Below are 26,299 nucleotides of genomic sequence, written 5' to 3'. Positions count from 1 at the left end.
AACGGGACAACGAGCACGACAGGTGATAAGTCACGCAAACAAGGACGTACGTCCTGCGCTCATCCATGAGGTCAGCGCCCGGACGCGACGGGCGCCACGGCCGAGCGGCCCGGCGGGGAGGCGTCCGGCGACGCGGCCAGGGAGGCCAGGAAGTCGTGCACCCGCCGCCCCTGCGCCACGGGGCTGCGGGTCAGGCGGAGGAACTCCCGGCCGGCCACCCCACGCCGGGTCACCTCCCCGGGCGGAAGCGCCAACGCGCGGGTCAGCGCCTCACGGAGACCGTCGACCGTGTCCGGCTCGGCGAGCACGAGGTGCGGCAGGTAGTCGGCGGGAATGCCGGGGAGCCGGGTACTGACCACCGGCACCCCGGCCGACAGGTACTCGATGGTCTTGGACGGGAACGAGTAGCGCACGAAACCCTGCGCGACCGGACGGGGGTTGACCAGCACCGCCGCCCGCGCGAGGCGCCCGGCCAGCACGTCCCGGTCGAGCAGGTCCGGAGGCACGATCCGCGGGTCGGCGGCGGCCTGCTCGCGCAGCCAGGGCGTCAACTCTCCCCGGCCGAACAGCAGCAGCCGCAGGTCCGGGTCGGGCAGCGCACGGAATGCCGCCACCAGGCGGTCCACGCCGTACGCGCGACTGAGCCCTCCCGCGTACACCACCTCACGGACGTCCGGGGCGGCCTCGACACGGGGGCGGACCCCGGCGGGCGGGTGGAAGATCCCCTCCATGACCAGGTGGGGACGCCCGGGCGCGAAGTCCTCGGCGAGTGGCCCGGTCAGCGCGATCACCCCGGCGCAGCGCCGCAACGCGGCCCGGACCAGGGCGACGTCGAGCCGGCGCAGCAGCCGCACCAACCGCCCGTCGGTGGGAAGGGCGACGCCCGGCGGGTCGGTGAGCACGGGTACGACCCGGACCCCGCGCCGCCGCGCGGCCAGCGCACCGGCCCACAGAAACGGGGCGTGCACGCCGTGCACGAGCAACACCTCTCCCGCGCCTGGCGAAGCGGCCAGCCGCCGGCGGGCGGCGAGGAAGCGCGTCAGGTGCTTGACGCCGAGCACATTGACGAAGCCCAGCAGTCGGCCCTCGACCCCGTCGTGGTGGAACCGCCCGCCGCGGAACAGCAGCCGGCGGTTGCGCGGCCAGGTGGAGACGGGCGCGGCGGAGAGGAGGCTCACGCGGCAACCCGCGGCGCGCAGCGCGGCAACCAGCCCCCAGGCGAGGGTGTGGGTCTGGGTGGCGTGCACGACGTCGCGTGCGGTGACGTCCGCGAGCACGTCGTCCGGCACGGTGAACCCGAGCAGCGTCACACGGGTGCCGTGCGGGGCCGTCACCGGCCCACCGCCAGGATCCGGCGGTAGACCCCGTCGAGGTTGTCAAGCATGCGGTCGAGGCTGTACCGCTCGCGGACCCGGCCGCGCGCCCGGACACCGAGTTCGACCCGGGCGGTCGGGCTGGCCACCAGGAAAGCCACGGCGTCGGCGAGGGCCCGCGGATCGCCGGCGGGCACGAGCACACCGGCTCCGTCGCGCAGCACCTCCACGTTGCCTCCGACCGCGCTCGCCACCACCGGCAGTCCGTGGGCCATCGCCTCCAGCAGCGCGTTGGACAGGTTCTCGTGCAGCGTCGGGAAGACGAACAGGTCGGCGGCGGCCAGCAGATCCGGGACGTCGGCTCGGGAGCCGAGCAGGCGCACGTCGAGCGCGTCGGGGCCTGCCGCGGCGGCGGCGCCCAGCGCCTCGGCGATCGCGGGGCGGTCCGGACCGTCGCCGGCCACGAGCAGCACCCGGCGACCGGCGGCGGTCGGCAACCGGCGCAGGGCGTCGGCGAGCACTCCGTAGCCCTTCTCCCAGGTCAGCCTGGCGACCGTAATCATCACGACGTCGTCGGGCCGCAGGCCGAGTTCGCCGCGGACCCGCTCGCGGGGGACGGGCTCCTCCGGCACCAGCACACCGTTCGGGATCACCCCGACGAACCGGTCCCGGCAACCGCGCAGGAAGTCCCTTCCCGCGGCGTACTCGCAGACGGTCGCGACGTGGGTGGCCGCCCGCAGGGTGAACGGCTCCGCGCCGTGCACCAGCAGCCCACGCCGCAGCGGCCGGCCGCCCTGGCGCAGATCGCGGACGGTGCCGTGCACCGTGACCAGGATCCGCGGACAGCGGGCCAGACGTGCGGCGAGGACGCCGAGAAAGCCTTCGTTCTGCAGGCCCCGAACGTGCACCAGGTCCGGCCGGAGGCGGCGCAGCAGCGCCACCCACTCGCGGAGCAGCGGCACGTCGAGGCCGCCATTGCCCCGGTCCTGGTGCATCCGCACGAAGTCGTACTCGTCGCCGAGCCGGGAGGCGAGCACCCGCTCGACGACGGTCAGGGGGCCGTTCGCTCCCGGCCGTCCGGCGGAGTGCTGGACCACGACCGGGCGGGTGCGAGCAGCGGGTGGCGAATGGTCGAGACCGGCGACGGCGATGCTCGGGCGCACAGGAACTCCAATCCGACGCGTTCCGGCGTGGGGGCCGGCAGCGGGCGATATCGGCGATCTAGACTATCGGGCGATATCGGATTAACAGGAACAATTTCCTTGAACGGGGTAGCTCATGTCCCAGCCACCGGTGGCGGGCCCGCTCGACCCAGCCGGTCCCGGCACCCCCCGCCTCCTCGCGCTGGCGGCGTACCGGTTTCCGCACGGCGATGCCATGTCCAACCGGCTGCTGCACCTGGCCCGTTCGGCGACTCCACCTGGCGCCACCGTCGTGGTGGTCAACGACTGGCCCGCCGACGGGACCCGGCCACCCGTGGATCCGCCGCTGCCGGCGGAGGTCCAGCTCCTGACTCTCCCGCCGAGCACGGGAGGCAAGGTGGCCCGTTGGTGGCACCGCCAGCGCCGCCCGCTTCGGGTGCTCGCCGCACTGCGCCGAGCCGGCGTACGACGGGGCGATCTGGACGGTGTCCTCCTGCCGCTGGGGCTGTGGAATCTGACCACCTGGGTAGTTCTCCGACTCGTGGTGCGCCGTCCGATCACCGTCGATGTGATGGAGCGGCACGACGCGCCGCAGTTCAGCCTGGGCCGACTCAGCCCACATTTCGTCCGACACCGGTGGCAGGCGTTGCTCGCGGCCCGGCTGGCCGACCGGATCATCGCGATCTCCACCGCGCTCCACGGCGATTTCGGTCACCGGCGACCCACACTCGTGGTACCGCCGCAGGTCGACTGCGCCAATTACGCGTCCCCCGCGCCGCCCTCGCTGGAGGGCGGCCTGCGCCTGCTCTACGCCGGCACCGCCGGCGCCAAGGACCTGCTGGCCGTCGTGGTGGAGGGGATCCGGCAGTTGCCCGCGGCGGAGCGTGACCGGGTCCGTCTGACGATCGCCGGCATGACTCGCGACCAGGCCGCCGAACTGTCCGACCTGGACGCCCACGGCCTAGTGGACCTCGCCGGGCAGATCACCTACCTGGGCCGGGTGCCGCGTGAGCGCATCCTGGCCGAGCTGGGCGGCGCACACTTCTCGGTCCTCGTCCGCCCCGACGTCGGATACTCGAGGGCGGGCTTCCCGTCGAAGGTGCCGGAGAGCCTGGCCGCCGGGTGCCCAGTGCTGCTGAACCACACAAGTGACCTCGCTCGGTACGTCACGGAGGGGCGCGAAGGGCTCGTGCTGGCTGGACCGACCCCGGACGACGTCCACGACGGCCTGCTGCGGGCGCTCGCCTTGGACGACGACGAGTGGCGACGGATGAGCCAGGCCGCCCGGGATCGGGCGAGGGACTTCGACTACCGCTCCTGGACGCCGGCCGTGCGCGACTTCATTGCCGGCGCGGGGCGCGGCTCCGGCACGGCGAACTCGGTAAGCGAAGCCAACTCGGCTACTGTCAGCCGCTGATCCGGGGGGTAGAGGGCGCGCTCGTGGGCGGCGATCGTCTCGACCGGCCAGCGTAGCCGGACTACCCGTGCCGGGCTGCCGGCCACGATCGCGTACGGCGGCACCGGCCGGGTGACGACCGCACCGGCTCCGATCACCGCACCGCGCCCGACGGTGACCCCATGCAGGATGACCGCGCGGGTGCCGACCCAGACGTCGTCGCCGATCATCACACCACGATCGTGGTCCTCGTCGCCCGGCCCCTTCGTGACCTCGATCATCGGTACGCCGATCTGGTCCACCCGGTGGTTGCCACCCCGGATGGTGACCTCCGGGCCGAACATCACGTTGTCGCCGATCTGTATCCGGGACCGGGCAGCCATGATCACCGGACGGTGTCCGAGGTCCACGTTGCGCCCTACCTCGATCGTCTCGAAGGTGTAGACGCCGTCCGGATCAAACACGAATCCGTCACCCCGCGCGCCGAACCGGTCAGCCACGGCCAGCCCGTGTATCGCCCGGCGGGCCCGCGAGCCAGTGGTGACGACCCGGTCAACCAGCCGCGCCACCAGACCGAGGACGCGACCAGGCCGCCTCGCGTCCACCCGCATCAGGCCGCGCTCCCTGTCGTCGCTCGCCACCATGCCGGCGTCGACCGCAGCGGCCGGTCCGCCGCAACGTCCCCCGGAGCCGACGCCCACTCGACGCCCGGGCCACGACCAAGATCCCGATACCTGCGCAACACCTGTCGTCCACCTCGGATGTCGTTGTGATCTGAGTGCGGCGGCGCCAGGTCTTCCGGATAACCGGCCCCGGCCTGAGATCCATCGGATGGCTGGCGCGGCCCTCGAACGGGTGACGCGCGAGCAGACAACCAGCCCGGTGGGCCCGGTTAACCCGCCTAACCTCGCGCCACGCCGACGATTATCACGCCCCGAAACGACTCCGTCACCGAAAATGCGGTATGGCCAGAGTTTTGATCCTGACCGATTACCGTGGCACCTTCTATTCGACGGCCCGCACACGGCACGGCCTGTGCACGATGGACGTCGATCGGGTGTGCCGGCGCCTCAGTGACGCCGGGCTGCGCCCGGAGGTGATCCCGCTGGCCGAACTGGACCTTGGCGCGGACCTTCAGGGCGTTCCCGTGCTGTACACCTCCTCAGAGGATGCCGGGCTGCTCTACAAGAGCTGGATCGAGGACCTCGTCCTCGCGCTGGAGACGGCCGGGGCGAGGACCATCCCGAGCTACCGCTTCCTGCGCGCGCACCACAACAAGGCGATGATGGAGGCACTGCGCTTCCAACTCTTCCCCAAGGAGGCGGCCGGGCTGCACACTCGCACCTTCGGCACGCTGGAGGAGTTGGCGTCCACCGCCCTCGACGGGCCGTGGCCGAAGGTGGTCAAGGCAGCGTACGGCGCGGGGTCGACGTTCGTCGCCTTGGCGGCCGACCACGCGGAACTGATCCGCGTGGCGCGACGTTTCAGCCGGGTCGCCGACCTGTGGGCAGGGGTACGAGAGCACGCCAAGCGCGCGCTGCGGCGTGAGCACCACCCCCACTCGCTGCACCGGCACAAGTTCGTGGTGCAGAACTTCATCCCAGGACTGGCCGGCGACTTCAAGGTGCTCCGGCTCGGCAAGCGTTACTACACGCTCTACCGGCGCAACCGTGCCGGCGACTTCCGAGCGAGCGGAAGCGGCGACTTCGACTTCCACAGCGACGGGGGCGTGGACCGCGAAGCCCTGCTCGACTACGCCGAGCAGGTGGCGGACACGCTCGGCACCCCGTTGGTCTCGCTGGACATCGGCTTCGACGGCACCCAGTTCCACCTCATCGAGTTCCAGTGCCTGCACTTCGGGACCGTGACCGCCGAGGAGTCGACCCACTACCACGTGCGCGACGGCGGCGACTGGCGGCAGGTCCAGGAGCGGTGCGACATCGAGGCGGTCTTCAGCGAGGCGATCGTGCGGCATCTGGCCCGGTGACCGGCAGCGCCCGGCCGGATGTGGTGAGGTGGAGGCATGGACCGCACCCTGCTCGGGCTGGTGCTTCACCCGACGCGGGACGCCACCGGGATCGTCTCGATCATTGCCGACTGGGCGGCCCGGCACCACACGGGGCTCGTCGTGCGCACCGAGGACCGGCACCGGGTGCCGGCGACGGTGGAGGCGATGCCCGCCGAGGAGTTGGCCGAGCATGTGAGCGCACTGATCAGCATCGGCGGGGACGGCACGATGCTCGGGGCGCTCCGGTCCGTGGTGCGTGACCCGAAGCCGGTGCTCGGGGTGCACCTGGGCAAGCTCGGGTTCCTGGTGGAGGTGGAGCCGCCGGAGCTGCTGGAGGCGCTGGACCGGCTCGCCAACAAGAACTTCACGGTGGAGGCGCACAGCTGTCTGGCCTGCGACGTCTGCGGGGACGACATCGTCGCGTTCAACGACGTCGCGCTGGTCCGCCAGCCCGGCTCCGGGTTCGTGACGGCGACCCTCGCCGTGGACGGCCAGCGCTACGGCTACTACCGCTGCGACGCGCTGGTGGTGAGTACCCCGACCGGCTCGACCGCGTACAGCTACGCGGCGGGTGGCCCGCTGGTCTCCCCGGCCACGCAGGCGGTGGTGGTCACCCCGTCGGCGCCGATGGCCGGCATCTCCCGCTCAGTGGTCCTGTCCCCGGAGGAGAAGATCCGGTTGGAGCTGACGCCGGGCTCCGCGCCGGTGGCGGTGGAGATGGACGGGCTGGTCATCCGGGAGGCGGCCACCGAGGGGGCGATCGACATCAGCTACCGCCGGGAGGCAGGGCTGGTGGTACGGCTGGACCCCCGCCGCTACCAGGAGCGCAACCAGCTGAAGCTCAGCCTGCTGGACCTGCCGCTGCTCCCCGAGCAGCTCCGCGAGCTGCTGCCAGAGGGGCTGCGCGAGCAGCTCAACCGCCGCAAACTCCCCCCACCGCGCTGAACCGGCGCCGGGTGCCGGAGCAACCGGGTACGGAATTGCCCCTCGTGGGGCGGATCTCCGCCAGGATCCTTCGTTCCGTCACCCGGCGGTGACGCCGTAGATCTTTCTGATCTCCCGTGACCGGCCGCGGATTGCCCCGCGCTCAGGCCTGCTTGAGCACCTCTGTCACCAGGTCCTTCGCCTCCTGCTGGATGCGTTCCAGGTGCTTCGGCCCCTGGAACGACTCGGCGTAGATCTTGTAGACGTCCTCCGTGCCGGACGGCCGGGCGGCGAACCAGCCGGAGTCGGTGGTGACCTTGAGCCCGCCGATCGGCGCGCCGTTGCCCGGGGCGGCGGTGAGGGTCGCGGTGATCGGCTCGCCGGCCAGCTCGGTGGCGGTCACCTGCTCCGGCGAGAGCTTGCCGAGCACGGCCTTCTGCTCCCGGGTCGCCGGCGCGTCGATCCGGGCGTACGCGGGCGCGCCGAAGCGCTCGGCCAGCTCCGCCCAGTGCTGGCTCGGCGTACGGCCGGTGGTGGCGATGATCTCGGCGGCGAGGAGGCAGAGCAGGATGCCGTCCTTGTCGGTGGTCCAGGTGCCCCCGTCGCGGCGCAGGAACGACGCTCCGGCGCTCTCCTCGCCGCCGAAGCCGACCGCGCCGTCGAGCAGCCCGGGGACGAACCACTTGAAGCCGACCGGCACCTCCAGCAGCGGGCGGCCCAGGTCGGCGGCGACCCGGTCGATCATCGACGAGGAGACCAGGGTCTTGCCGACCGCGGCGGCCGGCCCCCAGTTCGTCCGGGTGCGGAACAGGTGGGCGATCGCCACCGCGAGGTAGTGGTTGGGGTTCATCAGGCCCGCGTCGGGGGTGACGATGCCGTGCCGGTCGGCGTCGGCGTCGTTGCCGGTGGAGACCTGGTAGTCGGCGCGGGCCGCGATCAGCGAGGCCATCGCATTCGGCGACGAGCAGTCCATCCGGATCTTGCCATCGCCGTCGAGGGTCATGAACCGCCAGGTGGGGTCGACGGTCGGGTTGACCACGGCCAGGTCCAGTCGGTGCCGCTCGGCGATCTCGCCCCAGTAGGCGACGCTCGCCCCGCCGAGCGGGTCCGCGCCGATGCGCACCCCGGCGTCGCGGATCGCGTCGACGTCGATCGCCGCCGGCAGGTCGTCGACGTAGCCGGCGAGGAAGTCGTACGACCCGGTGGTGTCGGCGGCGCGGGCCCGCGCGTAGGGGATCCGGCGGACCTCCTTCAGCCCGTCGGCCAGGATGGCGTTGGCCCGGTCCTGGATCCACTTCGTGACGTCGGTGTCCGCCGGCCCGCCGTGGGTGGGGTTGTACTTGAAGCCGCCGTCGTCGGGCGGGTTGTGCGACGGGGTGATCACGATGCCGTCGGCCAGCCCGCTGGTGCGCCCCCGGTTGTGGGTGAGGATGGCGTGCGACACCGCCGGGGTGGGCGTGTAGCCGTCCCGGCTGTCCATCAGCACGGTGACCTCGTTGGCGGCGAGCACCTCCAGCGCGTCCACCGCGGCCGGGGCGGAGAGGGCGTGGGTGTCGCGGCCGACGAACAGCGGGCCGTCCAGGCCCCGCTCGCGGCGGTAGTCGCAGAGCGCCTGGGTGACCGCGAGGATGTGGTCGGAGTTGAACGCGTTGCGCAGGCTCGACCCGCGGTGCCCGGACGTGCCGAAGGAGACCTGCTGCGCCGGGTCCTGCGGGTCGGGGTGCTCGGCGTAGTAGGCGGTGACCAGCCGCGGCACGTCGACCAGGTCGGCGGGCTGGGCGGGCTTGCCGGCCCGGGGATGACTGCTCACGGTTCCACCTTCTGTCCCTTGCCGATCACCACGATGCCGTTGTCCGAGACGGTGTAGCGCTGCCGGTCCTTCTCCAGGTCGACGCCGATCTCGGCTCCCTCGGGCACGACCACGTTCTTGTCGAGGATGGCCCGGCGGACCACCGCGTGCCGGCCGATGTCCACCCCCTCCATCAGCACCGCGCCGTCCACGTGGGCCCAGGAGTGCACCTTCACCTTCGGCGACACGACCGAGTTCTCCACGAGCGAGCCGGAGATCACCGCGCCGGGCGAGACCATCGATCCCACCGCCCGGCCGACCCGCTCGCCCCACTGGTGCACGAACTTCGCCGGCGGGTACGGCGGCTGCTCCGTGTAGATCGGCCACTCGAAGTTGTAGAGGTTGAACACCGGGTGCACGTTGATCAGATCCATGTGGGCGTCGTAGAAGGAGTCGAGCGTCCCCACGTCGCGCCAGTAGCCGCGGTCCCGGTCGGTGCTGCCCGGCACCTCGTTGTCGCGGAAGTCGTAGACGTTGGCCTCGCCCCGCTCGACCAGCATCGGGATGATGCTGCCGCCCATGTCGTGCTTGCTAGTCTTGTCCTCCGCGTCGCGCTCGACCGCCTCGCAGAGGGCCTTCGTGCTGAACACGTAGTTGCCCATCGAGGCGTAGATCTGGTCGGGGGCGTCGGGCAGGCCGACCGCGTCGGTGGGCTTCTCGCGGAACGCCCGGATCCGCCGGCCGTCCTCGCCGACCTCGATCACGCCGAACTGGTCGGCCGTCGACAGCGGCTGCCGGATGCCGGCCACCGTGACCCCGGCGCCGGAGGCGATGTGGTCCTCCACCATCTGCCGCGGGTCCATCCGGTAGATGTGGTCGGCGCCGAAGACGATCACGTGGTCCGGCTGCTCGTCGTTGATCAGGTTGAAGCTCTGGTAGATCGCGTCGGCGGAGCCGGCGAACCACCACGGGCCGCGCCGCTGCTGCGCCGGCACGGGGGTGACGTAGTTGCCGAGCAGCGTCGACATCCGCCACGTCTTGGTGATGTGCCGGTCCAGCGAGTGCGACTTGTACTGGGTCAGCACGACGATCTTCAGATAGCCGGCGTTCGCCAGGTTGGAAAGGACGAAGTCGACCATGCGGTACATCCCGCCGAACGGAACGGCCGGCTTGGCCCGGTCCGTGGTGAGCGGCATCAGGCGCTTGCCCTCTCCGCCGGCCAGGACGATCGCGAGCACCTTGGCAGCCATGTTCAGACGCTAACCATCCGCCGCGGACTTCACCACTCGTACGGGCACACTTCTGCACTAGGGTGCGGGGGATGACGGAATCCGCGCACCTTCGCGTCGACCTGCTGACCCGGGAGTACCCGCCCGAGGTGTACGGCGGCGCCGGGGTGCACGTGGAGTACCTGGCCCGTGAGCTGCGTCGGCTCGCCGACGTGCGGGTGCACTGCTTCGGCGCGCCGCGCATCGAGCCGGGCGTCACCGCGTACGCCGAACCGGCGGGCCTGGGCGGCGCGAACGCCGCGCTGCGGACGATGGGCGTGGATCTGGAGATGGCGGCGGCGTGCGCCGGCACCGACGTGGTGCACAGCCACACCTGGTACGCCAACCTGGCCGGGCACACCGCGAAGCTGCTGCACGGCGTGCCGCACGTGGTGACCGCGCACAGCCTGGAGCCGCTGCGGCCGTGGAAGGCCGAGCAGCTCGGCGGCGGGTACGCGCTCTCGTCCTGGTGCGAGCGCACGGCCTTCGAGGCCGCCGACGCGGTCGTCGCGGTCAGCGAGGGGATGCGGCGTGACGTGCTGACCGCGTACCCGGCGGTGGACCCGGACCGGGTCCGGGTGGTCTACAACGGCATCGACACCGACGAGTACTCCCCGGACCACGGCACCGACGTGGTGGACCGGCTCGGCATCGACCCGGCCCGCCCGAGCGTGGTGTACGTCGGGCGGATCACCCGGCAGAAGGGGCTGCCCTACCTGCTGCGCGCGGCGCGCGACCTGCCCGCCGACGCCCAGCTGGTGCTGCTGGCCGGGGCGCCGGACACCCCGGAGATCGCCGCCGAGGTGGAGGGCCTGGTGGCCGAGCTGCGGGCGGGCCGCTCGGGAGTCGTCTGGATCGCCGAGATGCTGCCCAAGCACGAGGTGATCCAGGTGCTCACGCACGCCACGGTCTTCGTCTGTCCGTCGGTATACGAGCCGATGGGCATCGTGAACCTGGAGGCGATGGCCTGCGAGACGGCGGTGGTGGCCACCGCGACCGGCGGCATCCCGGAGGTGGTCGTCGACGGCGGGACCGGGCTGCTGGTGCCGATCGAGCAGGCCGCCGACGGCTCCGGCCGGCCGCTGGACCCGGGCCGGTTCGTCGCCGACCTCGCGGCCAGGGTCAACGAGGTGCTGGCCGACCCGGGGCGCGCCACGGAGTTCGGGCTCGCCGGCCGGCGCCGGGCCGTCGAGCAGTTTTCCTGGGACGCCGTGGCGCGGCGGACGCTGGAGGTGTACCGGTCGGTGGGCGCCGCCGGCTGAGCCGCGCGGGAATCGATCTCGCGCAGTAGGTTGGCGGGGTGACTGGACGGTTTCCGATCGAAGACGTCTCCCCCGTCGTCTCCTGCGGTCGCTACCCGGCCAAGGCGGTGGTGGGCGAGCCCGTGCCGGTGTCGGCCCGCGCCTACCGAGAGGGGCACGACGCGCTCGGCTGCAACGTGGTGTGGCTGGGCCCCGACGGGCGGGCCCGGCCGTTCACCCGGATGCGCCCCGGCGAGCCCGGCCAGGACCGCTGGCACGCGGTCATCCGCCCGGACGCGGTCGGCGAGTGGGTGTTCACCGTCGAGGCGTTCCAGGACCCCTACCTGACCTGGCAGAACGCGGTCACCAAGAAGCTGGCCGCCGGCCAGGGGCCGGCGGAGCTGGCCAACGACCTCGCCGAGGGCGCCCGGGTGCTGACGGCCGCCGCCGCGCTGGTGCCGGCGGGCGACGTCGACCGGGTGTCGGCGGCGGTGGCGGCGCTGCGCGACGACCGGCTGCCGTTGCCCCGGCGGGTCGCTCCGGCGCTGGAGCTGGCCGGCCTGCTCTGGGAGCACCCGGTCCGGGAGCTGGTCACCACCGGCGAGGAGCACCGGCTCTGGGTGGACCGCCCCCGCGCGCTCTTCTCCGCCTGGTACGAGTTCTTCCCCCGCTCCGAGGGGGCCGTCCCGGCCACCGTCGACGCGCCGGCCCGCTCCGGCACGTTCGCCACCGCCACCGAGCGCCTGCCGGGCGTCGCCGCGATGGGCTTCGACGTGCTCTACCTGCCGCCGATCCACCCGATCGGCCGGGTCAACCGCAAGGGCCGCAACAACTCGCTGACCGCGGGCCCGGACGACGTCGGCTCGCCGTGGGCGATCGGCGCCGCCGAGGGCGGCCACGACGCCATCCACCCCGACCTGGGTACGCCGGAGGACTTCCGGGACTTCGTCGCCGCCGCCGCCGAGCAGGGCCTGGAGGTGGCGATGGACCTGGCGTTGCAGTGCGCGCCGGACCACCCGTGGGTGACGGAGCACCCGGAGTGGTTCACCACGCGGGCCGACGGCAGCATCGCGTACGCGGAGAACCCGCCGAAGAAGTACCAGGACATCTACCCGCTGAACTTCGACAACGACCCGGAGGGCATCCGGGCGGAGATCCTGCGGGTGGTGCTGCACTGGGTGGGCGAGGGCATCCGGATCTTCCGGGTGGACAACCCGCACACGAAGCCGTTCGACTTCTGGCACTGGCTGATCGCCGAGGTGAAGAGGGTCGACCCGGACGTGCTCTTCCTCGCCGAGGCGTTCACCCGGCCGGCGATCATGCACGGCCTGGGCAAGATCGGCTTCACCCAGTCGTACACGTACTTCACGTGGCGCACCTCGGCGGCCGAGATGCGGGCGTACTGCGAGGAGCTGGTCGCGGCGGCCGACCACATGCGACCCAACTTCTGGCCGAACACGCCGGACATCCTGCACTCCTCGTTGCAGCACGGCGGCCCGCCCATGTTCAAGATCCGGGCCGTGCTGGCCGCGCTGCTCTCCCCGTCCTGGGGCATGTACGCCGGCTACGAGCTGTTCGAGCACGTGGCCCGCCCCGGCGCCGAGGAGTACCTCGACAACGAGAAGTACGAGCTGCGTCCGAGGGACTGGGCGGGCGCGCAGGCGCAGGGCCGCTCCCTGGCGCCGTTCATCGCCACCCTCAACCGGGTACGCCGGGAGAACCCGGCCCTGCACCAGCTCCGCAACCTCGTCTTCCACGAGATCGACAACCCGGCGCTGCTCTGCTGGTCCAAACACGACCCGGACACCGGCAACACGGTCGTCGTGGTCTGCTCGTTCGACGCGCAGGGCGTGCAGTGGGGCAACACCACGCTGGACATGCCGGCGCTCGGCTTCGACTGGCACGACCGGTTCACGGTGCACGACGAGCTGACCGGCGCCAGCTACGACTGGGGGCAGCACAACGCGGTGCGCCTCGACCCGTACCTGCAACCCGCGCACGTGCTGACCGTGCGGCGGCCCGCTCCCCCGGCCGGCACGGCGGCACAGGCGCCGGCGGCGCAGGGCCTGACCGTCGAGAACGTTCCCGGCGACCTCTCGGGCGGCACCGCCCCCACCGTTCCCGCGCAGGAGGACGATCCCCGATGGACGAGTTGATCGCCGGCGCGACGCACGACCCGCACGCCGTCCTCGGCGCGCACCCGGCCGGCGGGCGGACGGTCGTCCGCACGCTGCGCCGCGGCGCCGCCGACGTCGCCGTCCTCGTCGACGGCGAGCGGCACCCGATGCGGCGGGTGCACGACGCCGGCGTGTTCGAGACCACGGTGCCAGGCGAGGTGCTCGACTACCGGATCGAGGTCGACGGCCGGGTGCACGACGACCCGTACCGCCACCCGCCCACCGTCGGCGAGCTGGACCTGCACCTGATCGGCGAGGGCCGGCACGAGCGGCTCTGGGAGGCGCTCGGCGCCCGGGTCCTCGACGAGGGCGTCGCGTTCGCCGTCTGGGCGCCGAACGCGCGCGGCGTCCGGATCGTCGGCGACTTCACCGGCTGGGCCCCGGACGACGGCTGGCCGATGCGCTCCCTCGGCGCCAGCGGCGTGTGGGAGGTCTTCGTCCCGGGCGCCTCGGCCGGCGCCCGCTACAAGTACCGGATCCTCGGCGCCGACGGGCACTGGCGGGACAAGGCCGACCCCCTGGCGGCGTACGCCGAGGTGCCGCCGGCCACCGCGTCGGTGGTGCACCGGTCCACGTACGAGTGGGGCGACGCCGCCTGGCTGGAGCGGCGGGCCCGGCGGCAGCCGCACCAGGAGCCGATGAGCGTCTACGAGGTGCACCTGGGCTCCTGGCGGCCCGGGCTGGGCTACCGGGAGCTGGCCGAGGAGCTGACCGCGTACGTCACCGGGCTGGGCTTCACGCACGTGGAGTTCCTGCCCGTGATGGAGCACCCGTTCGGCGGCTCCTGGGGCTACCAGGTCACCGGCTACTTCGCGCCGACGTCCCGGTTCGGCGACCCGGACGACTTCCGTTACCTGGTGGACCGGCTGCACGCCGCCGGCGTCGGCGTGATCCTCGACTGGGTGCCGGCGCACTTCCCCAAGGACGAGTGGGCCCTCGCCCGCTTCGACGGCACCCCCCTCTACGAGCATCCCGACCCGCGCCGGGGCGAGCACCCCGACTGGGGCACGTACGTCTTCGACTTCGGCCGCCGCGAGGTGCGCAACTTCCTGGTCGCCAACGCGCTCTACTGGTGCGAGCAGTTCCACGTCGACGGGCTGCGGGTCGACGCGGTGGCCTCGATGCTCTACCTGGACTACTCCCGCCCCGAGGGGCAGTGGCTGCCGAACCGGTACGGCGGGCGGGAGAACCTGGAGGCGATCGCGTTCATGCAGGAGGTGAACGCGACGGTCTACAAGCACCACGCCGGGGTGGTGATGATCGCCGAGGAGTCCACCGCCTGGCCGGGGGTCACCCGCTCCACCGACGCCGGCGGGCTCGGCTTCGGTTTCAAGTGGAACATGGGCTGGATGCACGACACCCTGCTCTACACCTCGAAGGACCCGATCTACCGGCAGCATCACCACCACCAGCTCACGTTCTCCCTGGCGTACGCCTGGAGCGAGAACTACGTGCTGCCGATCAGCCACGACGAGGTGGTGCACGGCAAGGGTTCCCTCGCGGGCAAGATGCCCGGCGACACCTGGCAGCGGCTGGCCACGGTCCGCGCCCTGCTGGCGTACATGTGGGCGCACCCGGGCAAGCAGTTGCTCTTCATGGGCTGCGAGCTGGCCGACGACCGGGAGTGGAGCGAGGAGCGGGGGCTCGACTGGCACCTGCTGCACGACCCGGCTCGGGCCGGCGTGCAGCGCCTCGTCGGCGACCTGAACGCGGTCTACCGGGACACTCCCGCGCTGTGGGCGCAGGACACGGACCCGGCCGGGTTCCGGTGGATCGCCGCGGACGACGTCGCCAACAACACCGTCTCGTTCGTGCGGATCGCCCCCGACGGCGCGACCCTGGTCTGCGTGGCGAACTTCTCCGCCCGGCCGCTGTCGGACTACCGCATCGGGCTGCCCGCCGGCGGCACCTGGGCGGAGGTGCTCAACACCGACTCCCACCACTACGGCGGGTCGGGGGTGGGCAACCTGGGCGAGGTGCACGCCGAGAGCGTGCCGTGGCACGGCCTGCCGGCGTCCGCCGCGCTCCAGGTGCCGCCGCTCGGCGTGCTCTGGCTGCGTCGGGACTGAGCGCACGGCCCTCTCCCCGGGACGCCGTGACGTCCCGGGGAAAGCGGCACGCTCAGAGCCGGGTGATCCGCACCGCGTCGGCGACGACGTAGCCCTGCGCGCTCGTCCACCGGCTCACCCCGATCACGGGGCGCTCCCCCGCGGCGAGCTGGTAGGTGCCCAGCACCCGCCACTGCCCGCCGCCGGACCGCTGGTCGACGGTGACCGTCACGGTCCCGGTCGCCGTCGCCACCAGGTAGGGCGTGGCGCTGTTGTAGCCGGGGTCGGCCGGGTACCAGACCTCGACCCGGTAGCTGTCGGTGGCGGGCAGCGCCGCGCTGAACCAGGCCGGGTCGCTGACCGCCTGCGGGTTGGCGTACCGGTAGTTCGCGCCGTAGCGCGCCGAGGAGTACGACGACGTGCCCCAGGTGGTGGCGGCGGCGAAGCCCCCGGCGGTGGCGTTGTCCACGACCACGCTGAACGTCCCGCCGGCCGCCGTCACCAGCCGCACATTGCTGGCCGCGCTCTCGTGGTGCAGCCGGTCCAGCGCGGTCACCAGGTACCGGTACGTGCCGCCGGCGGCGGCGGTGGCGTCGGTGAACATCCCGGTGCTGCCCGAGGCGCGGACGGTGCCGAGCAGGTGCCGGCCATCGGCGAGGTCGCAGGGGTCGACCGCGCCGTCGCCGGGCAGCCGGTACACGGCGTACGCCGTGGTGCTGCCCGTGGCGCCGCGCTGCCAGCTCAGGGTCACCCCGCCGGTGCCGCGCACCGCCGAGGTCAGGTTCGGCGCGGCGGGCGCGGCGCCGCCCAGCCCGGCGGCGAGGGGCACCAGCGCCGGCTGGCGGTAGTGGTCGGCCACGAGCCGGCTGACCGCGCCGATCCGGTCGGCGCGCACGTCCTTGGCGCTGAACTGGATGTCGCCGACGACGCGGGGGTACGCGCGGTTGAGCGTCAGGTGGTCGGTCAGCTCGGCCGGATCCTGCCAGGCCGCGTCCTGCCCCGCCGCGCCCGCGCGGTAGGTGCCCTGCCCGACGAGCAGTTGGACGTCGGTGCCGCTCACCGTCTCGGACCACCAGCGCACCAGCTCCGCGTAGTCGGCCGCCGGGTGACCGATGTGCCAGTAGAGCTGCGGGGCGATGTAGTCGACCCAGCCCTGGCGCACCCAGCGTCGGGTGTCGGCGTAGATCGCGTCGTACGACTGGAGGCCGGTGGTGCGCGAGCCGAGCGGGTCGGTGCCGGCGTTGCGCCAGATGCCGAACGGGCTGACCCCGAACTTCACCCACGGCTTCGCCGCGTGGATCTTCGCGCCCATCTCCTGCACCAGCAGGTTGACGTTGTTGCGCCGCCAGTCGGCGATGTTGCCGAAGCCCGCGCCGTACTGGGCGTAGGTGGCCTGGTCGGGGAAGGCGACCCCGCTGACCGGGTACGGGTAGAAGTAGTCGTCCCAGTGCACCGCGTCGATGTCGTAGCGGCGGACGGCGTCCATCATCGCGTCCTGCACGAAGGCGCGGACGGCGGGGATGCCGGGGTTGTAGTAGAGCTGGCCGCCGTAGGCGACGGTCCAGCCCGGGTTCTTGCGGGCCGGGTGGTTGGCCGCCAGCCTGGTGAGGTCGGTGTGGTTGGCCACCCGGTACGGGTTGAACCAGGCGTGGAACTCCAGGTTGCGGGCGTGCGCCTCGGCCACCATGAAGGCCAGCGGGTCGTAGCCGGGGTGGGTGCCCTGGGTGCCGGTGAGCCACTGCGACCAGGGCTCGTACGGTGACGGCCAGAACGCGTCGGCGGCGGGGCGGATCTGCACGACGACGGCGTTCATCCGCTGCTGGCGCGCCAGGTCGAGCCAGGACCGGTACTCCGCCTGCTGGGCGGCCGGGGTCAGCCCGGTGCGGCTGGGCCAGTCGATGTTGGCCACGCTGGCCATCCACATCGCCCGGGACTGCCGCTTCGGGGTCGCCGGATCGGTCACGCAGGCCGCCTGGGCGGCGACCGGCACGGTGTCCGGCGTGACGGGCCGGGAGGTGGGGGCGCCCGTGGGGACGGCCGCGCCGAGCGTCAGCGCCGCGACCAGCGCCGCGCCGGGAAGGAATCGACCATAGCCTCTGCGCACGAAAATATATTCAGCCCTGTCGAGCAGCTACGCAAGTATCCTTCACGGCTTTCACCGTTCGGGGGTCGCCCCGCGGCCCACGGCGAGGATCGCCCGGCACACCCGGTGGACGCACCACATGGGCGCCGCCTCGGCCGCGCGGCGGTCCCGCCAACCGACGCCAGAGCCAGCCTCACGCTAAGCCTTCCCGCCAGATCCGGCGACCGCGATACCAATCATCACCAGCCCGAACAGGATTCCTGTTATCGGGACATACAGACGGCCACCCCACACAATCCTGCGGTTGAAGACGCCAACCAGGGACACGACGACGACTATCACGCCGAAAATGAGGGCACCCTCCGGCTGAGGCTTTTCGCTGATTCCCGCGACCAGAATGTCTCTCATCGTCAGACCAGGCCGGCGTCGCGCAGCAGCTTCCACAGGCCGGCGCCGTCGGGCGCGGAGAGCCACTTCTGCCCCACCGGCCCCGCCGAGGAGCTGCCGGCCGGGGCGGGCAGGCTACCGGCCAGCACCGCCTGGGTGGGCGAGAGCCGGCGGATCGCCACCCCCGCCACGTTCTGCGGATGGGCGGCGGCGAACTCGCGGTAGATCTCCGGGTCGTGCTGCCCGTCGTCGCCGACCAGCAGCCACTTCACGTCGGGGAACTCCTTGGCCAGCCGGGCCAGGGTGACCCGCTTGTGCTCCCGGCCGCTGCGGAACCAGCGGTCCGCGGTCGGCCCCCAGTCCGTCAGCAGCAGCGGCCCGGCCGGGTAGAGGTGCCGGGACAGGAACCGGGTCAGCGTCGGCGCGACGTTCCAGGCGCCGGTCGACAGGTAGAAGACCGGCGCGCCGGGGTGCGCGGTGGCCAGCCGCTCGTAGAGCACCGCCATGCCGGGCACCGCCGCCCGGGCGTGCTCGTCGAGGACGAAGGTGTTCCAGGCCGCGAGCAGCGGGCGGGGCAGCGCGGTCACCATGACCGTGTCGTCGATGTCGGAGAGGATGCCGAAACGCACCTCCGGGTCGAGGATGCGCACCGGCGCCTCGACCGGCTCTGCATCCGGCAGGCTGATCCGCACCGCGCCCCACCCCGGCGACACGTCCGCCTCGACCACGGTGTCGACGAAGCCGCTGCGGTCGGCCTGCGCCTCGTGGCGCACCCCGCCGGCCTCGACGGTCACCGTCACGTGCTTGGCCGGCAGCGTGGTGAAGCTGCGCCAGCCGCGGACCTTCTCCAGTCGGCCCCGCTGGCGGGTGTCCGGCCGCCCCAGCAGCACCCGGCACATCACCCGCACCCAACCGGGCGCGCCGTAACCGGCGTACGCGATGATGTTGGTCCGCCAGCCGGTCCGCCGCAGCCGACGCTCGACCAGCGCGTGCACGGCGTCCTCGATCCGCGCGGCCCGGTGCAGGTTCGGTACGGCCAACTGGCCAGCGGGAGTGGGTGGCACGTCAGCAACCCTGCCACAACCCGGCGACCTCGGCCACGCGAGGCGATCTTCGCCGGCCGCCGGCTGCGCCGATCCGCCCCGCCCGGCCCCGGCGGCGTGTAACACTCCGGTCGGGACGACGACGGGGGCGTTGGTCGTGTCGCAACCAGTACGCAAGCGTGGGCGGTGGCGCCCGCAGCTCGACCGGCCGGCGCTCGTCGCGCTGCTGTTCGGGCTCGCCGGGGTCGGCTACCGGCTGGTGCTGACCCTGCACACGGTGCCCGTCTCCAACAGCGACGAGGCCACCTTCGGGCTGGCCGCGATGCACATCGCGCAGGGCCGCGAGCTGCCCGTCTTCCTCTACGGCCAGCGCTACATGGGCGTGCTGGAGTCCTACCTGGCGGCGCCGCTCATCGCGGTCGCCGGGCCGAGCTGGCCGCTGCTGCGCCTGCCGCTGCTGCTGCTCTACGCCGTCTTCCTCTGGCTGATCCACCGGCTGACCCGGCGGATCTGCTCGCCCTGGTTCGCGGCCTTCGTCGTCGGGCTGCTCGCCCTCGGCGGGGAGCGGGTGGTCCGGGACCAGTTGACCGTGGTCGGCGGCCGGCCGGAGGTCAAGGTCGCCGTGCTGCTGATGCTGCTGGTCGTGGTGGGACTCGCCCGGGGCACCGTGCGGCACCGCCGGCTGGCCGTCGGGCTCTTCGGCCTGCTCGCCGGGGTGGCCGCCTGGTCGGACTGGCTGATCCTGCCCTACCTGGGGGTGGCCGCGCTGGCGCTGCTCTGGGTGGCCCGCCGGGAGTTGCTCGGCTGGGCCGGGGCGCTGCTGCTGGCCGGGTTCGCCGTCGGGATCGCGCCGATGATCCGGGACAACCTGGTCGCCCCGCCTGGCGAGGACTCGCTGTCGGTGTTGCGCGAGGTCAGCACCCGGGCCGGGACGACCCCGCCGTGGACCAGTCGGCTCGACGGCGGGCTGCTGGAGGGGGTGCCGCTCGCCGCCGGCCTCTGCCCGGTGGACGGCTGTTCCCGCTGGCAGGGGTGGTTCGGCCTGCTCTACCCGCTGCTGCTGGTGGTCGCCGCCGCGTTCGCCGTGGTCGCGTACCGCCGGGCTGCGGGCACCTCACCCGGCCGCCGGGTCGGCCCGGTGGTGCACCTCGCGCTGGTCGTGGGCGCGGCGCTGACCCTGCTCTCGTACGTGCGCAGCCCGCTGGCCGCCACCAGCCCGCTGGACAACGCCCGGTACCTGTCGGTCCTCCAGCTCTCCCTGCCGGCGGTGCTGTGGCCGCTCTGGCTGGCGGCGGTCGCCTGCTGGCGGGGCACCGTCGGGGCGCTCGGCCGGTTGGCCGGGGCGCTCGCCACCGCCGTGCTCGCCGCGCTGACCGCGACCACGCTGGTGGTCACCGTGCAGTTCGCCGCCACCGGCACCGAGGCGTCCCGGGTCGAGGAGCGGCAGGCCCGCGAGCTGGCCGACCGGCTCCGCGCGGGCGGCCCCCACGAGGTGTACGGGGACTACTGGACCTGCAACCGGCTGATCTTCAACACCGACGAGTCGGTGGTGTGCGCGGTGCTCGACGGCGAACTCACCCCCGGGCAGAACCGCTACCCCGCGTACTGGCGGCAGGTGGGGCGGGCCGACCGGCCCGGGTACGTGCTGGCGGCCGGTTCGGCGGCGGAGCGGCGGCTGCGCCGGCTGCTCGGCGACCGGGCCGACGCGGCGCTGCTCGCCGAGGTGGGCGGGTATCGCGTGTACCACCCGGAGACGCCGGTGCGGCCGTGGCGGTAGGGACGGGCCGTACGCTGGCCGGGCCGGCGCGCGGGCGCCGAGCCGAGGCGAGGAGTCACCGATGCTCATCCTGCTGCCGCCCTCCGAGGGGAAGGCCGACGCCGGCACCGGCCGGCGGCTGGACCTCGCCCGGCTCTCCCTGCCGGAGCTGACCGGCGCCCGGGAGGAGGTGCTGGCCGCGCTGGTGGCGCTCAGTGACGGCGGCGACGAGGAGGCGGCCCGGGCGGCGCTGGGGCTCAGCGAGAGCCAGCGCGGCGAGCTGCGGCGCAACGCCCGGCTGCGGGTGGCGGCCACCGCCCCCGCCGACCGGCTCTACACCGGCGTGCTCTACGAGGCGCTCGACCTCGCCTCGCTCCCGCCGGCCGCGCAGCGGGCGGCCCGCCGGTCGGTGCTGATCAGCTCGGGCCTCTGGGGCGCGGTACGCCTCACCGACCGGATCCCGCCCTACCGCTGCCCGGTCGGGGCGCGGCTGCCGGGGGTGGGCGCGCTGTCGGCGTACTGGCGGCGGGCCCTCGCGCCGGCGATGGACGCCGCGGCCGGTGCCGGGCCGGTGCTCGACCTGCGCTCCGGCGCGTACGCGGCCACCTGGGCGCCCCGCGGCGAGGTGGCCGCCCGCACCGTGACGGTCCGGGTGCTGCACGAGCGGGAGGTCGACGGCGTGCCCGTCCGGTCGGTGGTGAGCCACTTCAACAAGGCGACCAAGGGTCGGCTGGTACGGGACCTGCTGACCGCGGGCGCCCGGCCGCGCTCGGCCGACGGGCTGGTGGCGGCGCTGCGCGACCTGAAGTACACGGTGCTGGAGCAGCCCGGGCCGTCCCACCGGCCACGCCAGGTCGACCTGGTCGTCACCGAGTTGTAGGGCTGCCGCAAGATTTCCTCAAGGCTGGGGCGGATCGGTTTCCCCGTCGGCGTCTTCGGGCCACCGTAGGGGGACCCCGACGCCGACAAGGAGTGCCTGAGTTGGCTCCCGAACCGATCCTGCTCGACCGGCCGCGCCTCCCGTCGACCCCGCCGCCGCTGGACTGGCTGACCCTGGCCGACGCGTTCGAGGCCGCCTGCCTGCTGCGCTGCATGCCCCCGCCGGCCGTCGCCGGCGCCCGCCGCCCGGTGCCGCACCACCGTCCGGCGACCGTCGAGTTCAACCGGGAGGAGGCCGCCCTGCGGTTCCGGCAACTGCTCGGCCGGTTGGACGTCCCGATCGAGCACGAGGTGACCGTCGGCGGGCTGCGCCGCCGGTACGAGCTGCACCGGCTCTCGGTGCCCCCGGCGGACCGGCCGGCGTACGCGCGGACACTGGAGGCCGGCTGGCGGCAGGGCCGGCGCGAGCTGCTGGGCGGCCCGGTCCCCGGCGCGTCGACGGCGCGGCGGGTGTGGCGGCCCCGGCTGGCCGCGGCGGCCTGGCGGGCCGCCCTGCTCGCCGGGGGGCGGCACGTACGCCGACACATCCTCGGCGTCCGGCTCACCGACCGGGAACTGGCCGCCGTCCTGGTGCGCGGGGCCGCTCTGCTGGACGTGCCGGCGCTGCTGCGCCCCGGCACCGGGTGCTTCCTGGTCTGCGTCGCCGACGGTCCGGACCGCGAGCGGATCCTGCACAGCGCCGCGCTGGAGCCCGCCCGGGCAGCCGAGCCGGCATGACGGCCGGATGACCGCGACCACCGCGCGGTCCGCGTCTGGCGGGGCGCCGGCGGACCGCCCGGGACCGCCGTTCCGGCCTCGGTCGCGTACGGCAGCGAACTGACCCTCACCGTCGACCCGGTGCCGGGGCCGTAGTCCGACCGGTGGGCCGCGGGTTGCGGTGACGCCCCGCGCGGCGCAGAGTGCAGCCCGTGAGTCGAACCCGGTCCTGCCGCGCCCGCGCCGTGCGCCTGTCGTCCTGGTTCGGGCATGGCCGTCCGGCGGCGCTGCTGTCGCTGCTGCTGGTGGTGACGCTGCCCGGCCTCGCCGGCTGCCAGGACTCCCCCGAGCCGCCGGTGCGGATCCGGATCGCGACCGGCAGCCCGACGGCGGTCTACCACGCCTTCGGCCGGTCGCTGGCCGACATCCTCAACCGGGAGATGCCGAACGTCGAGGCCAGCGTGGTGGTCACCGCCGCCTCGGCGGAGAACGTCCGGCTGGTCGGCTCGGGCGAGGCCGAGCTGGGTTTCACCCAGGCCGACGTGCTGCCGGCCGCGCCGGCGACGCACCCGTCGGTCGTCGCGGTCGCCCGGGTCTACGACGACCTGCTGCACCTGGTCACCACCGCCGGCGGGCCGGTCCGCACGCTGGCCGACCTGGGCGGGCGGCGGGTCTCCGTGGGCGCCCCCGGCTCCGGCACCGAGATAACCGCCTCCCGGCTGCTGGAGGTGGCGCGGCTGGGCGGCGACCGGGTGCACCGGGAGCGGCTCGGCCTCGACGACTCGGTGGCGGCGCTGCGGGCCGGCACGATCGACGCGTTCTTCTTCTCCGGCGGGCTGCCGGTCAGCGCGGTGAAGCAGCTCGCGGACGACAGCGCGACCCGGATCGTCGACCTCGGCGAGTGGACCGAGCTGCTGCGCGGCAGCAACCCCCAGGTCTACGTCTCCCGGGACGTCCCCCGCTCGGTGTACGGCACGGACCCGGTCACCACCGTGGCCAACCCGAACTTCCTGATCGTCCGGGCCGACCTGCCGGAAGCGCTGGTCCGGGAGGTGACCCGGCTGCTGATGGAACGCCGGCAGGAGCTGGCCGCGGCTCATCCCGCCGCCGGCCGGATGAGCCCGCGCTCGGCCATCGCCACCTCCCCGCTGCCGCTGCACCCCGGTGCCGCCGGCTGGTACCGCGCTGCCAAGCCCTGATCCTGGCGGCCGACCGCCGGCCGGCGGCGGTCACGGGACGCCCGGCCGGCGGGCGATCAGGAGGACCTCGGTCGGACGGCGGCGACGTCGCCCGGGCGGGGCGTCACCCGGTCACGGCGTGCCGCGGCCCGGCGGGGACCGGTGCGGCGGGCGCGTCGACGGGCGGCGCGGGAGCACCGGCGGGGACCGGCTCGGCCGGATCCGTCGGGTCTGCCGGGTCCGCCGACTGGATCGGGGCCGGGAACCACAGGCCGGCGACCAGGCCGCGCGGCTCGCCCCGGCGCATGGTGAGCCGCCCGTCCGAGGCGTCGACCAGCACGGCGACGATGGTGAGGCCCAGCCCGGCGCCGTCGACGTTCTGCACCTCCGGCGCCCGCCAGAACCGCTCGGTCGCCTGGCCGAGCTGGCTCTCCGTCATGCCCGGGCCGGTGTCCCGGACCTCCAGCGCCGTCCCGCCCTCGTGGTGCCGCACGGTCACCGTCACCGCCCCGCCGGCACCGCTGAACTTCACGGCGTTGTCGATCAGCGCGTCCAGGGCCTGGTCGATGGCGGTCGGCACGGTCCGCGCGTACGCCGGTGAGTCCTCCGCCGCGAGCCGGAGGGTGACCGCCCGGTGCCGGGCGAGCGGCTCCCACGCGGCGACCCGGGACGCGGCCACGGCCGCCGCGTCGACGGTGACCCGCTGGTTCTCCCGCCGCTCGGCGCGGGCCAGGGTGAGCAGCGCGTCCAGCACCAGGGTGAGCCGGTCGGTCTCCTCCAGGGCCAGCCGGTGCTCGGCCTGGCCGTCCGGGTCGGTCAGGCTCAGCCCCAGCTCCTCCACCCGCAGTCGCAGCGCGGTCAGCGGGTTGCGCAGCTGGTGGCTGGCGTGCGCCACGAAGGCGCGCTGCCGGTCCATCACGTCGGAGACGACGTCGGCCATGTGGTTGAAGCTGGCCGCCAGCCGGCGCAGCTCCGGCGGGCCGAGCCGGTGCTGCACGCGGGCGCCGCGGTCCCCCTCGGCGATCTCGTGGGTGACCGCGTCCAGCTCGGTGACCGGGCGCAGCACCCAGCCGGCCAGCCCGAACGCGGTGAGCACGCAGGCCAGAACGGCGAGCAGCCCCGTCCCGGCCAGCACCAGCCACCAGACGGTGACCGCGCGCCGGACCGAGTCGGTCGGGGTGGCGGTGACCACCGCCCCGAGCACCTCGCCGCCGTCGTTGATCGGCACCGCCACCACGATCGGCCGGTCGACCCACGGCCAGACCGACTCCGGCCCACTGGCCTGCTGGCCCGAGAGCGCGGTGTCCAGCGCCTCCCGGGTCCCCGCGGCCGGCCGCCAACTCTCGGAGGCCGCCACCGTCCGGCGGTCCCGGTCGACCACCGCCGCGCCGATCCCGTACAGGTCGTCGTAGCTGCGCAGCTCGTTGTCGAGCGGGCCGGGAGTCCCGCCGCGCAGCGCCGGACCGGCCAGCGAGGCGAACCGGGTGGCGTCGGCGAGCCGGTCGGCGCGCACCCGGTCGGTCTCCCGGGTGGCCAGGGTGGCCGCCAGCGGGGTCTCCAGCGCGATCAGCACCAGCACCATCAGCAGCAGGTAGCTGATCACCAGCCGACGTCGCACGGCGCCGCCTCACTCGCCGCGCAGCCGGTAGCCGACCCCACGGACGGTTTCCACCAGGCGGGGGTCGCCCAGCTTGCCCCGCAGCGAGCCGACGTGCACCTCGACCGTGTGCCCGTCGCCCCAGGTGGTGCCCCAGGCGTCGAGCAGGATCCGCTCGCGGGGCACCGCCACCCCGGGCTGCCGGGCCAGGGAGAGCAGGACGTCGAACTCCTTGCGGGTCAGCGCCACCGGCCGGCCGGCCACGGCGACCGTCCGCGCGGCCACGTCGATGCGGACGGGCCCGGCCTCGATCAGGTTGCGCGCGGGCACCGTGTGCGCCGCGCGGCGCAGCACCGCCTCGATGCGGGCCTGGAGCTCGGTCATGGAGAAGGGCTTGACCACGTAGTCGTCCGCGCCCAGCCGCAGGCCGAGCACCCGGTCCCGCTCCTCGCCCCGGGCGGTCACCGCGATGATGCCGAGCTGGCTGCTGCGCCGGCGCAGCTCGCGGCACAGGTCGGTGCCGTCCCCGTCCGGCAGGGTCAGGTCGAGCAGCACCAGGTCGCAGGGGGCGGCGGAGAGGGCGGCGGCTACGGTCGCCGCGTGCTCCACCTCGTATCCCCGGCGGGTGAGGGCGGAGGAGAGCGCGGCGGCCACCCGACGGTCGTCCTCGACCAGCAGGATGCGCACCCGGGGCCCCCATTCGTCGGTGTGTCGACCACGAATGGTGACAGAAGCCGGCCGGGAGCGGGAGGGGTAGGCCCCGCGTAGACCGCCGTGCGGACGGCGGCCCGACCCCTCTCCGGCCCCGGCGGGAACGGGCGGCGGGCCCCGGGTCGGAGCCCGGAGACCCGCACCGAGAGCGGCGGCGCGGGCGGTACCGCGGAGAACCGGGCCGGTTCTGCATAGGCTGCCGGGGTGATCTACAAGCTGCTGACCACCGTCGAGTGGGACGACGCCCTGGCCGCGGGCCACTTCGCCGGCACCGCCACGGACGCACAGTCCGGGTTCATCCACCTCTCCGGGCCCGACCAGGTGGTCGAGACGGCCCGCCGGCACTTCACCGGCGCCACCGGGCTGACCCTGCTCACCGTGGACCCGGCCCGGCTGGGCGACGCGCTGCGCTGGGAACCGTCGCGCGGCGGCGCCCTCTTCCCCCACCTCTACGGGCCGCTGCCGGTGCCGGCGGTGGTGGCCGCCGACGCCCTGCCGGCGGACGTGCCGGTCGCCGACGCCGTGGCGGCGCTGCTCGGCTGAGGGGTCGATATGCTACGCCGAGTCCGCGCGCCCCGGCCTCACTCTCCGTGCCCGGGGCCG

General features: G+C 73.7%; 21 protein-coding genes. 11 read left to right on the top strand and 10 right to left on the bottom strand.

Annotated elements, in window-relative coordinates; all coding sequences use genetic code 11:
• Positions 1 to 71: 71 nt before the first annotated feature.
• Together ACGF5C_RS20000 and ACGF5C_RS19995 are read right to left on the bottom strand one after the other, a co-directional pair.
• Positions 72 to 1,334, bottom strand: a complete 1,263-nt coding sequence (locus tag ACGF5C_RS20000) for a glycosyltransferase (RefSeq protein WP_393303602.1) — start codon at positions 1,332 to 1,334, stop codon at positions 72 to 74.
• A complete protein-coding gene (locus ACGF5C_RS19995; protein WP_393303600.1) occupies positions 1,331 to 2,476 on the bottom strand; it encodes a glycosyltransferase in 1,146 nt (381 codons plus the stop codon). Before ACGF5C_RS19995 ends, ACGF5C_RS20000 begins: the two co-directional genes overlap by 4 nt.
• Before the next feature lie 115 nt (positions 2,477 to 2,591).
• On the opposite strand from ACGF5C_RS19995, the gene ACGF5C_RS19990 reads away from it, so the two are divergent.
• Entirely contained in the window at positions 2,592 to 3,872 is a 1,281-nt protein-coding gene (locus ACGF5C_RS19990) for a glycosyltransferase (protein WP_393303598.1), read from the top strand.
• Here ACGF5C_RS19990 and ACGF5C_RS19985 read toward each other — a convergent pair.
• Positions 3,764 to 4,315: an acyltransferase gene (locus ACGF5C_RS19985; RefSeq protein ID WP_393303596.1), complete on the bottom strand. Its 552-nt coding sequence runs from the start codon at positions 4,313 to 4,315 to the stop codon at positions 3,764 to 3,766. The genes ACGF5C_RS19990 and ACGF5C_RS19985 overlap by 109 nt on opposite strands.
• Before the next feature lie 578 nt (positions 4,316 to 4,893).
• On the opposite strand from ACGF5C_RS19985, the gene ACGF5C_RS19980 reads away from it, so the two are divergent.
• Positions 4,894 to 5,838, top strand: coding sequence for a hypothetical protein (locus ACGF5C_RS19980; protein ID WP_393303594.1), 945 nt, complete (start codon positions 4,894 to 4,896; stop codon positions 5,836 to 5,838).
• A 36-nt stretch (positions 5,839 to 5,874) separates the two neighbouring features.
• Positions 5,875 to 6,804 carry an NAD(+)/NADH kinase gene (locus ACGF5C_RS19975; protein ID WP_393303592.1) on the top strand — a complete coding sequence of 310 codons (930 nt, stop codon included), beginning with the start codon at positions 5,875 to 5,877 and terminating at the stop codon, positions 6,802 to 6,804.
• A 142-nt stretch (positions 6,805 to 6,946) separates the two neighbouring features.
• On the opposite strand, the gene pgm is transcribed toward ACGF5C_RS19975, so the two are convergent.
• Both pgm and glgC read right to left on the bottom strand, forming a co-directional pair.
• Positions 6,947 to 8,593, bottom strand: coding sequence for a phosphoglucomutase (alpha-D-glucose-1,6-bisphosphate-dependent) (gene pgm / locus ACGF5C_RS19970; protein ID WP_393303590.1), 1,647 nt, complete (start codon positions 8,591 to 8,593; stop codon positions 6,947 to 6,949).
• Positions 8,590 to 9,822, bottom strand: coding sequence for a glucose-1-phosphate adenylyltransferase (gene glgC, locus ACGF5C_RS19965; RefSeq protein WP_350706479.1), 1,233 nt, complete (start codon positions 9,820 to 9,822; stop codon positions 8,590 to 8,592). Before glgC ends, pgm begins: the two co-directional genes overlap by 4 nt.
• Before the next feature lie 71 nt (positions 9,823 to 9,893).
• On the opposite strand from glgC, the gene glgA reads away from it, so the two are divergent.
• Genes glgA through glgB form a run of 3 tightly spaced genes read left to right on the top strand, consistent with a single transcriptional unit; the run spans position 9,894 to position 15,327 of the window.
• Entirely contained in the window at positions 9,894 to 11,102 is a 1,209-nt protein-coding gene (gene glgA, locus ACGF5C_RS19960) for a glycogen synthase (protein WP_393303588.1), read from the top strand.
• A gap of 38 nt (positions 11,103 to 11,140) precedes the next feature.
• On the top strand, positions 11,141 to 13,237 hold the full coding sequence (locus ACGF5C_RS19955; RefSeq protein WP_393303586.1) for a maltotransferase domain-containing protein: 2,097 nt from the start codon (positions 11,141 to 11,143) through the stop codon (positions 13,235 to 13,237).
• Positions 13,225 to 15,327, top strand: a complete 2,103-nt coding sequence (glgB, locus tag ACGF5C_RS19950; protein WP_393303584.1) for a 1,4-alpha-glucan branching protein GlgB — start codon at positions 13,225 to 13,227, stop codon at positions 15,325 to 15,327. Before ACGF5C_RS19955 ends, glgB begins: the two co-directional genes overlap by 13 nt.
• Before the next feature lie 52 nt (positions 15,328 to 15,379).
• Here the strand turns inward: glgB and ACGF5C_RS19945 are convergent, their stop codons facing one another.
• From ACGF5C_RS19945 to ACGF5C_RS19935, 3 genes are all read right to left on the bottom strand, one after another.
• Entirely contained in the window at positions 15,380 to 17,230 is a 1,851-nt protein-coding gene (locus tag ACGF5C_RS19945) for a family 10 glycosylhydrolase (protein WP_393303819.1), read from the bottom strand.
• A gap of 357 nt (positions 17,231 to 17,587) precedes the next feature.
• On the bottom strand, positions 17,588 to 17,797 hold the full coding sequence (locus ACGF5C_RS19940) for a hypothetical protein (protein ID WP_393303582.1): 210 nt from the start codon (positions 17,795 to 17,797) through the stop codon (positions 17,588 to 17,590).
• A 2-nt stretch (positions 17,798 to 17,799) separates the two neighbouring features.
• The gene (locus ACGF5C_RS19935; protein WP_393303580.1) at positions 17,800 to 18,840 is read right to left on the bottom strand and encodes an App1 family protein; all 1,041 of its coding nucleotides are present in this window, start codon (positions 18,838 to 18,840) and stop codon (positions 17,800 to 17,802) included.
• A gap of 136 nt (positions 18,841 to 18,976) precedes the next feature.
• On the opposite strand from ACGF5C_RS19935, the gene ACGF5C_RS19930 reads away from it, so the two are divergent.
• The 4 genes from ACGF5C_RS19930 to ACGF5C_RS19915 all read left to right on the top strand — a co-directional run bounded on the left by ACGF5C_RS19930 (position 18,977) and on the right by ACGF5C_RS19915 (position 23,409).
• Positions 18,977 to 20,596 (top strand): hypothetical protein, encoded by a 1,620-nt coding sequence (locus ACGF5C_RS19930; RefSeq protein WP_393303578.1) that lies wholly within the window; start codon positions 18,977 to 18,979, stop codon positions 20,594 to 20,596.
• Between the two features lie 61 nt (positions 20,597 to 20,657).
• Positions 20,658 to 21,455 carry a peroxide stress protein YaaA gene (gene yaaA / locus ACGF5C_RS19925; protein WP_393303576.1) on the top strand — a complete coding sequence of 266 codons (798 nt, stop codon included), beginning with the start codon at positions 20,658 to 20,660 and terminating at the stop codon, positions 21,453 to 21,455.
• 101 nt (positions 21,456 to 21,556) lie between these two features.
• The gene (locus ACGF5C_RS19920; protein WP_357451847.1) at positions 21,557 to 22,231 is read left to right on the top strand and encodes a hypothetical protein; all 675 of its coding nucleotides are present in this window, start codon (positions 21,557 to 21,559) and stop codon (positions 22,229 to 22,231) included.
• Positions 22,232 to 22,455: 224 nt separating this feature from the next.
• The gene (locus ACGF5C_RS19915; RefSeq protein ID WP_393303817.1) at positions 22,456 to 23,409 is read left to right on the top strand and encodes a TAXI family TRAP transporter solute-binding subunit; all 954 of its coding nucleotides are present in this window, start codon (positions 22,456 to 22,458) and stop codon (positions 23,407 to 23,409) included.
• 103 nt (positions 23,410 to 23,512) lie between these two features.
• Here ACGF5C_RS19915 and ACGF5C_RS19910 read toward each other — a convergent pair whose 3' ends face one another.
• On the bottom strand, positions 23,513 to 25,006 hold the full coding sequence (locus tag ACGF5C_RS19910; RefSeq protein ID WP_393303574.1) for an ATP-binding protein: 1,494 nt from the start codon (positions 25,004 to 25,006) through the stop codon (positions 23,513 to 23,515).
• A 9-nt stretch (positions 25,007 to 25,015) separates the two neighbouring features.
• Positions 25,016 to 25,672, bottom strand: coding sequence for a response regulator transcription factor (locus ACGF5C_RS19905; protein ID WP_393303572.1), 657 nt, complete (start codon positions 25,670 to 25,672; stop codon positions 25,016 to 25,018).
• Positions 25,673 to 25,900: 228 nt separating this feature from the next.
• Here ACGF5C_RS19905 and ACGF5C_RS19900 point away from each other — a divergent pair, with 228 nt between their 5' ends.
• The gene (locus tag ACGF5C_RS19900; protein ID WP_393303570.1) at positions 25,901 to 26,239 is read left to right on the top strand and encodes a DUF952 domain-containing protein; all 339 of its coding nucleotides are present in this window, start codon (positions 25,901 to 25,903) and stop codon (positions 26,237 to 26,239) included.
• Positions 26,240 to 26,299: the final 60 nt, after the last annotated feature.

Source organism: Micromonospora sp. NPDC047620, assembly GCF_043205005.1.
GTDB lineage: Bacteria > Actinomycetota > Actinomycetes > Mycobacteriales > Micromonosporaceae > Micromonospora.
This window is presented reverse-complemented; position numbering and strand designations above follow the sequence as displayed.

Bases quoted from the DNA above. Each gene is read 5' to 3' on its own strand.
- ACGF5C_RS19990 (WP_393303598.1), top strand. From the start codon at position 2,592: ATGTCCCAGCCACCGGTGGCGGGCCCGCTCGACCCAGCCGGTCCCGGC.
- ACGF5C_RS19980 (WP_393303594.1), top strand. From the start codon at position 4,894: ATGGACGTCGATCGGGTGTGCCGGCGCCTCAGTGACGCCGGGCTGCGC.
- ACGF5C_RS19975 (WP_393303592.1), top strand. From the start codon at position 5,875: ATGGACCGCACCCTGCTCGGGCTGGTGCTTCACCCGACGCGGGACGCC.
- glgC (WP_350706479.1), bottom strand. From the start codon at position 9,822: ATGGCTGCCAAGGTGCTCGCGATCGTCCTGGCCGGCGGAGAGGGCAAG.
- glgA (WP_393303588.1), top strand. From the start codon at position 9,894: ATGACGGAATCCGCGCACCTTCGCGTCGACCTGCTGACCCGGGAGTAC.
- glgB (WP_393303584.1), top strand. From the start codon at position 13,225: ATGGACGAGTTGATCGCCGGCGCGACGCACGACCCGCACGCCGTCCTC.
- ACGF5C_RS19945 (WP_393303819.1), bottom strand. From the start codon at position 17,230: ATGTGGATGGCCAGCGTGGCCAACATCGACTGGCCCAGCCGCACCGGG.
- ACGF5C_RS19940 (WP_393303582.1), bottom strand. From the start codon at position 17,797: ATGAGAGACATTCTGGTCGCGGGAATCAGCGAAAAGCCTCAGCCGGAG.
- yaaA (WP_393303576.1), top strand. From the start codon at position 20,658: ATGCTCATCCTGCTGCCGCCCTCCGAGGGGAAGGCCGACGCCGGCACC.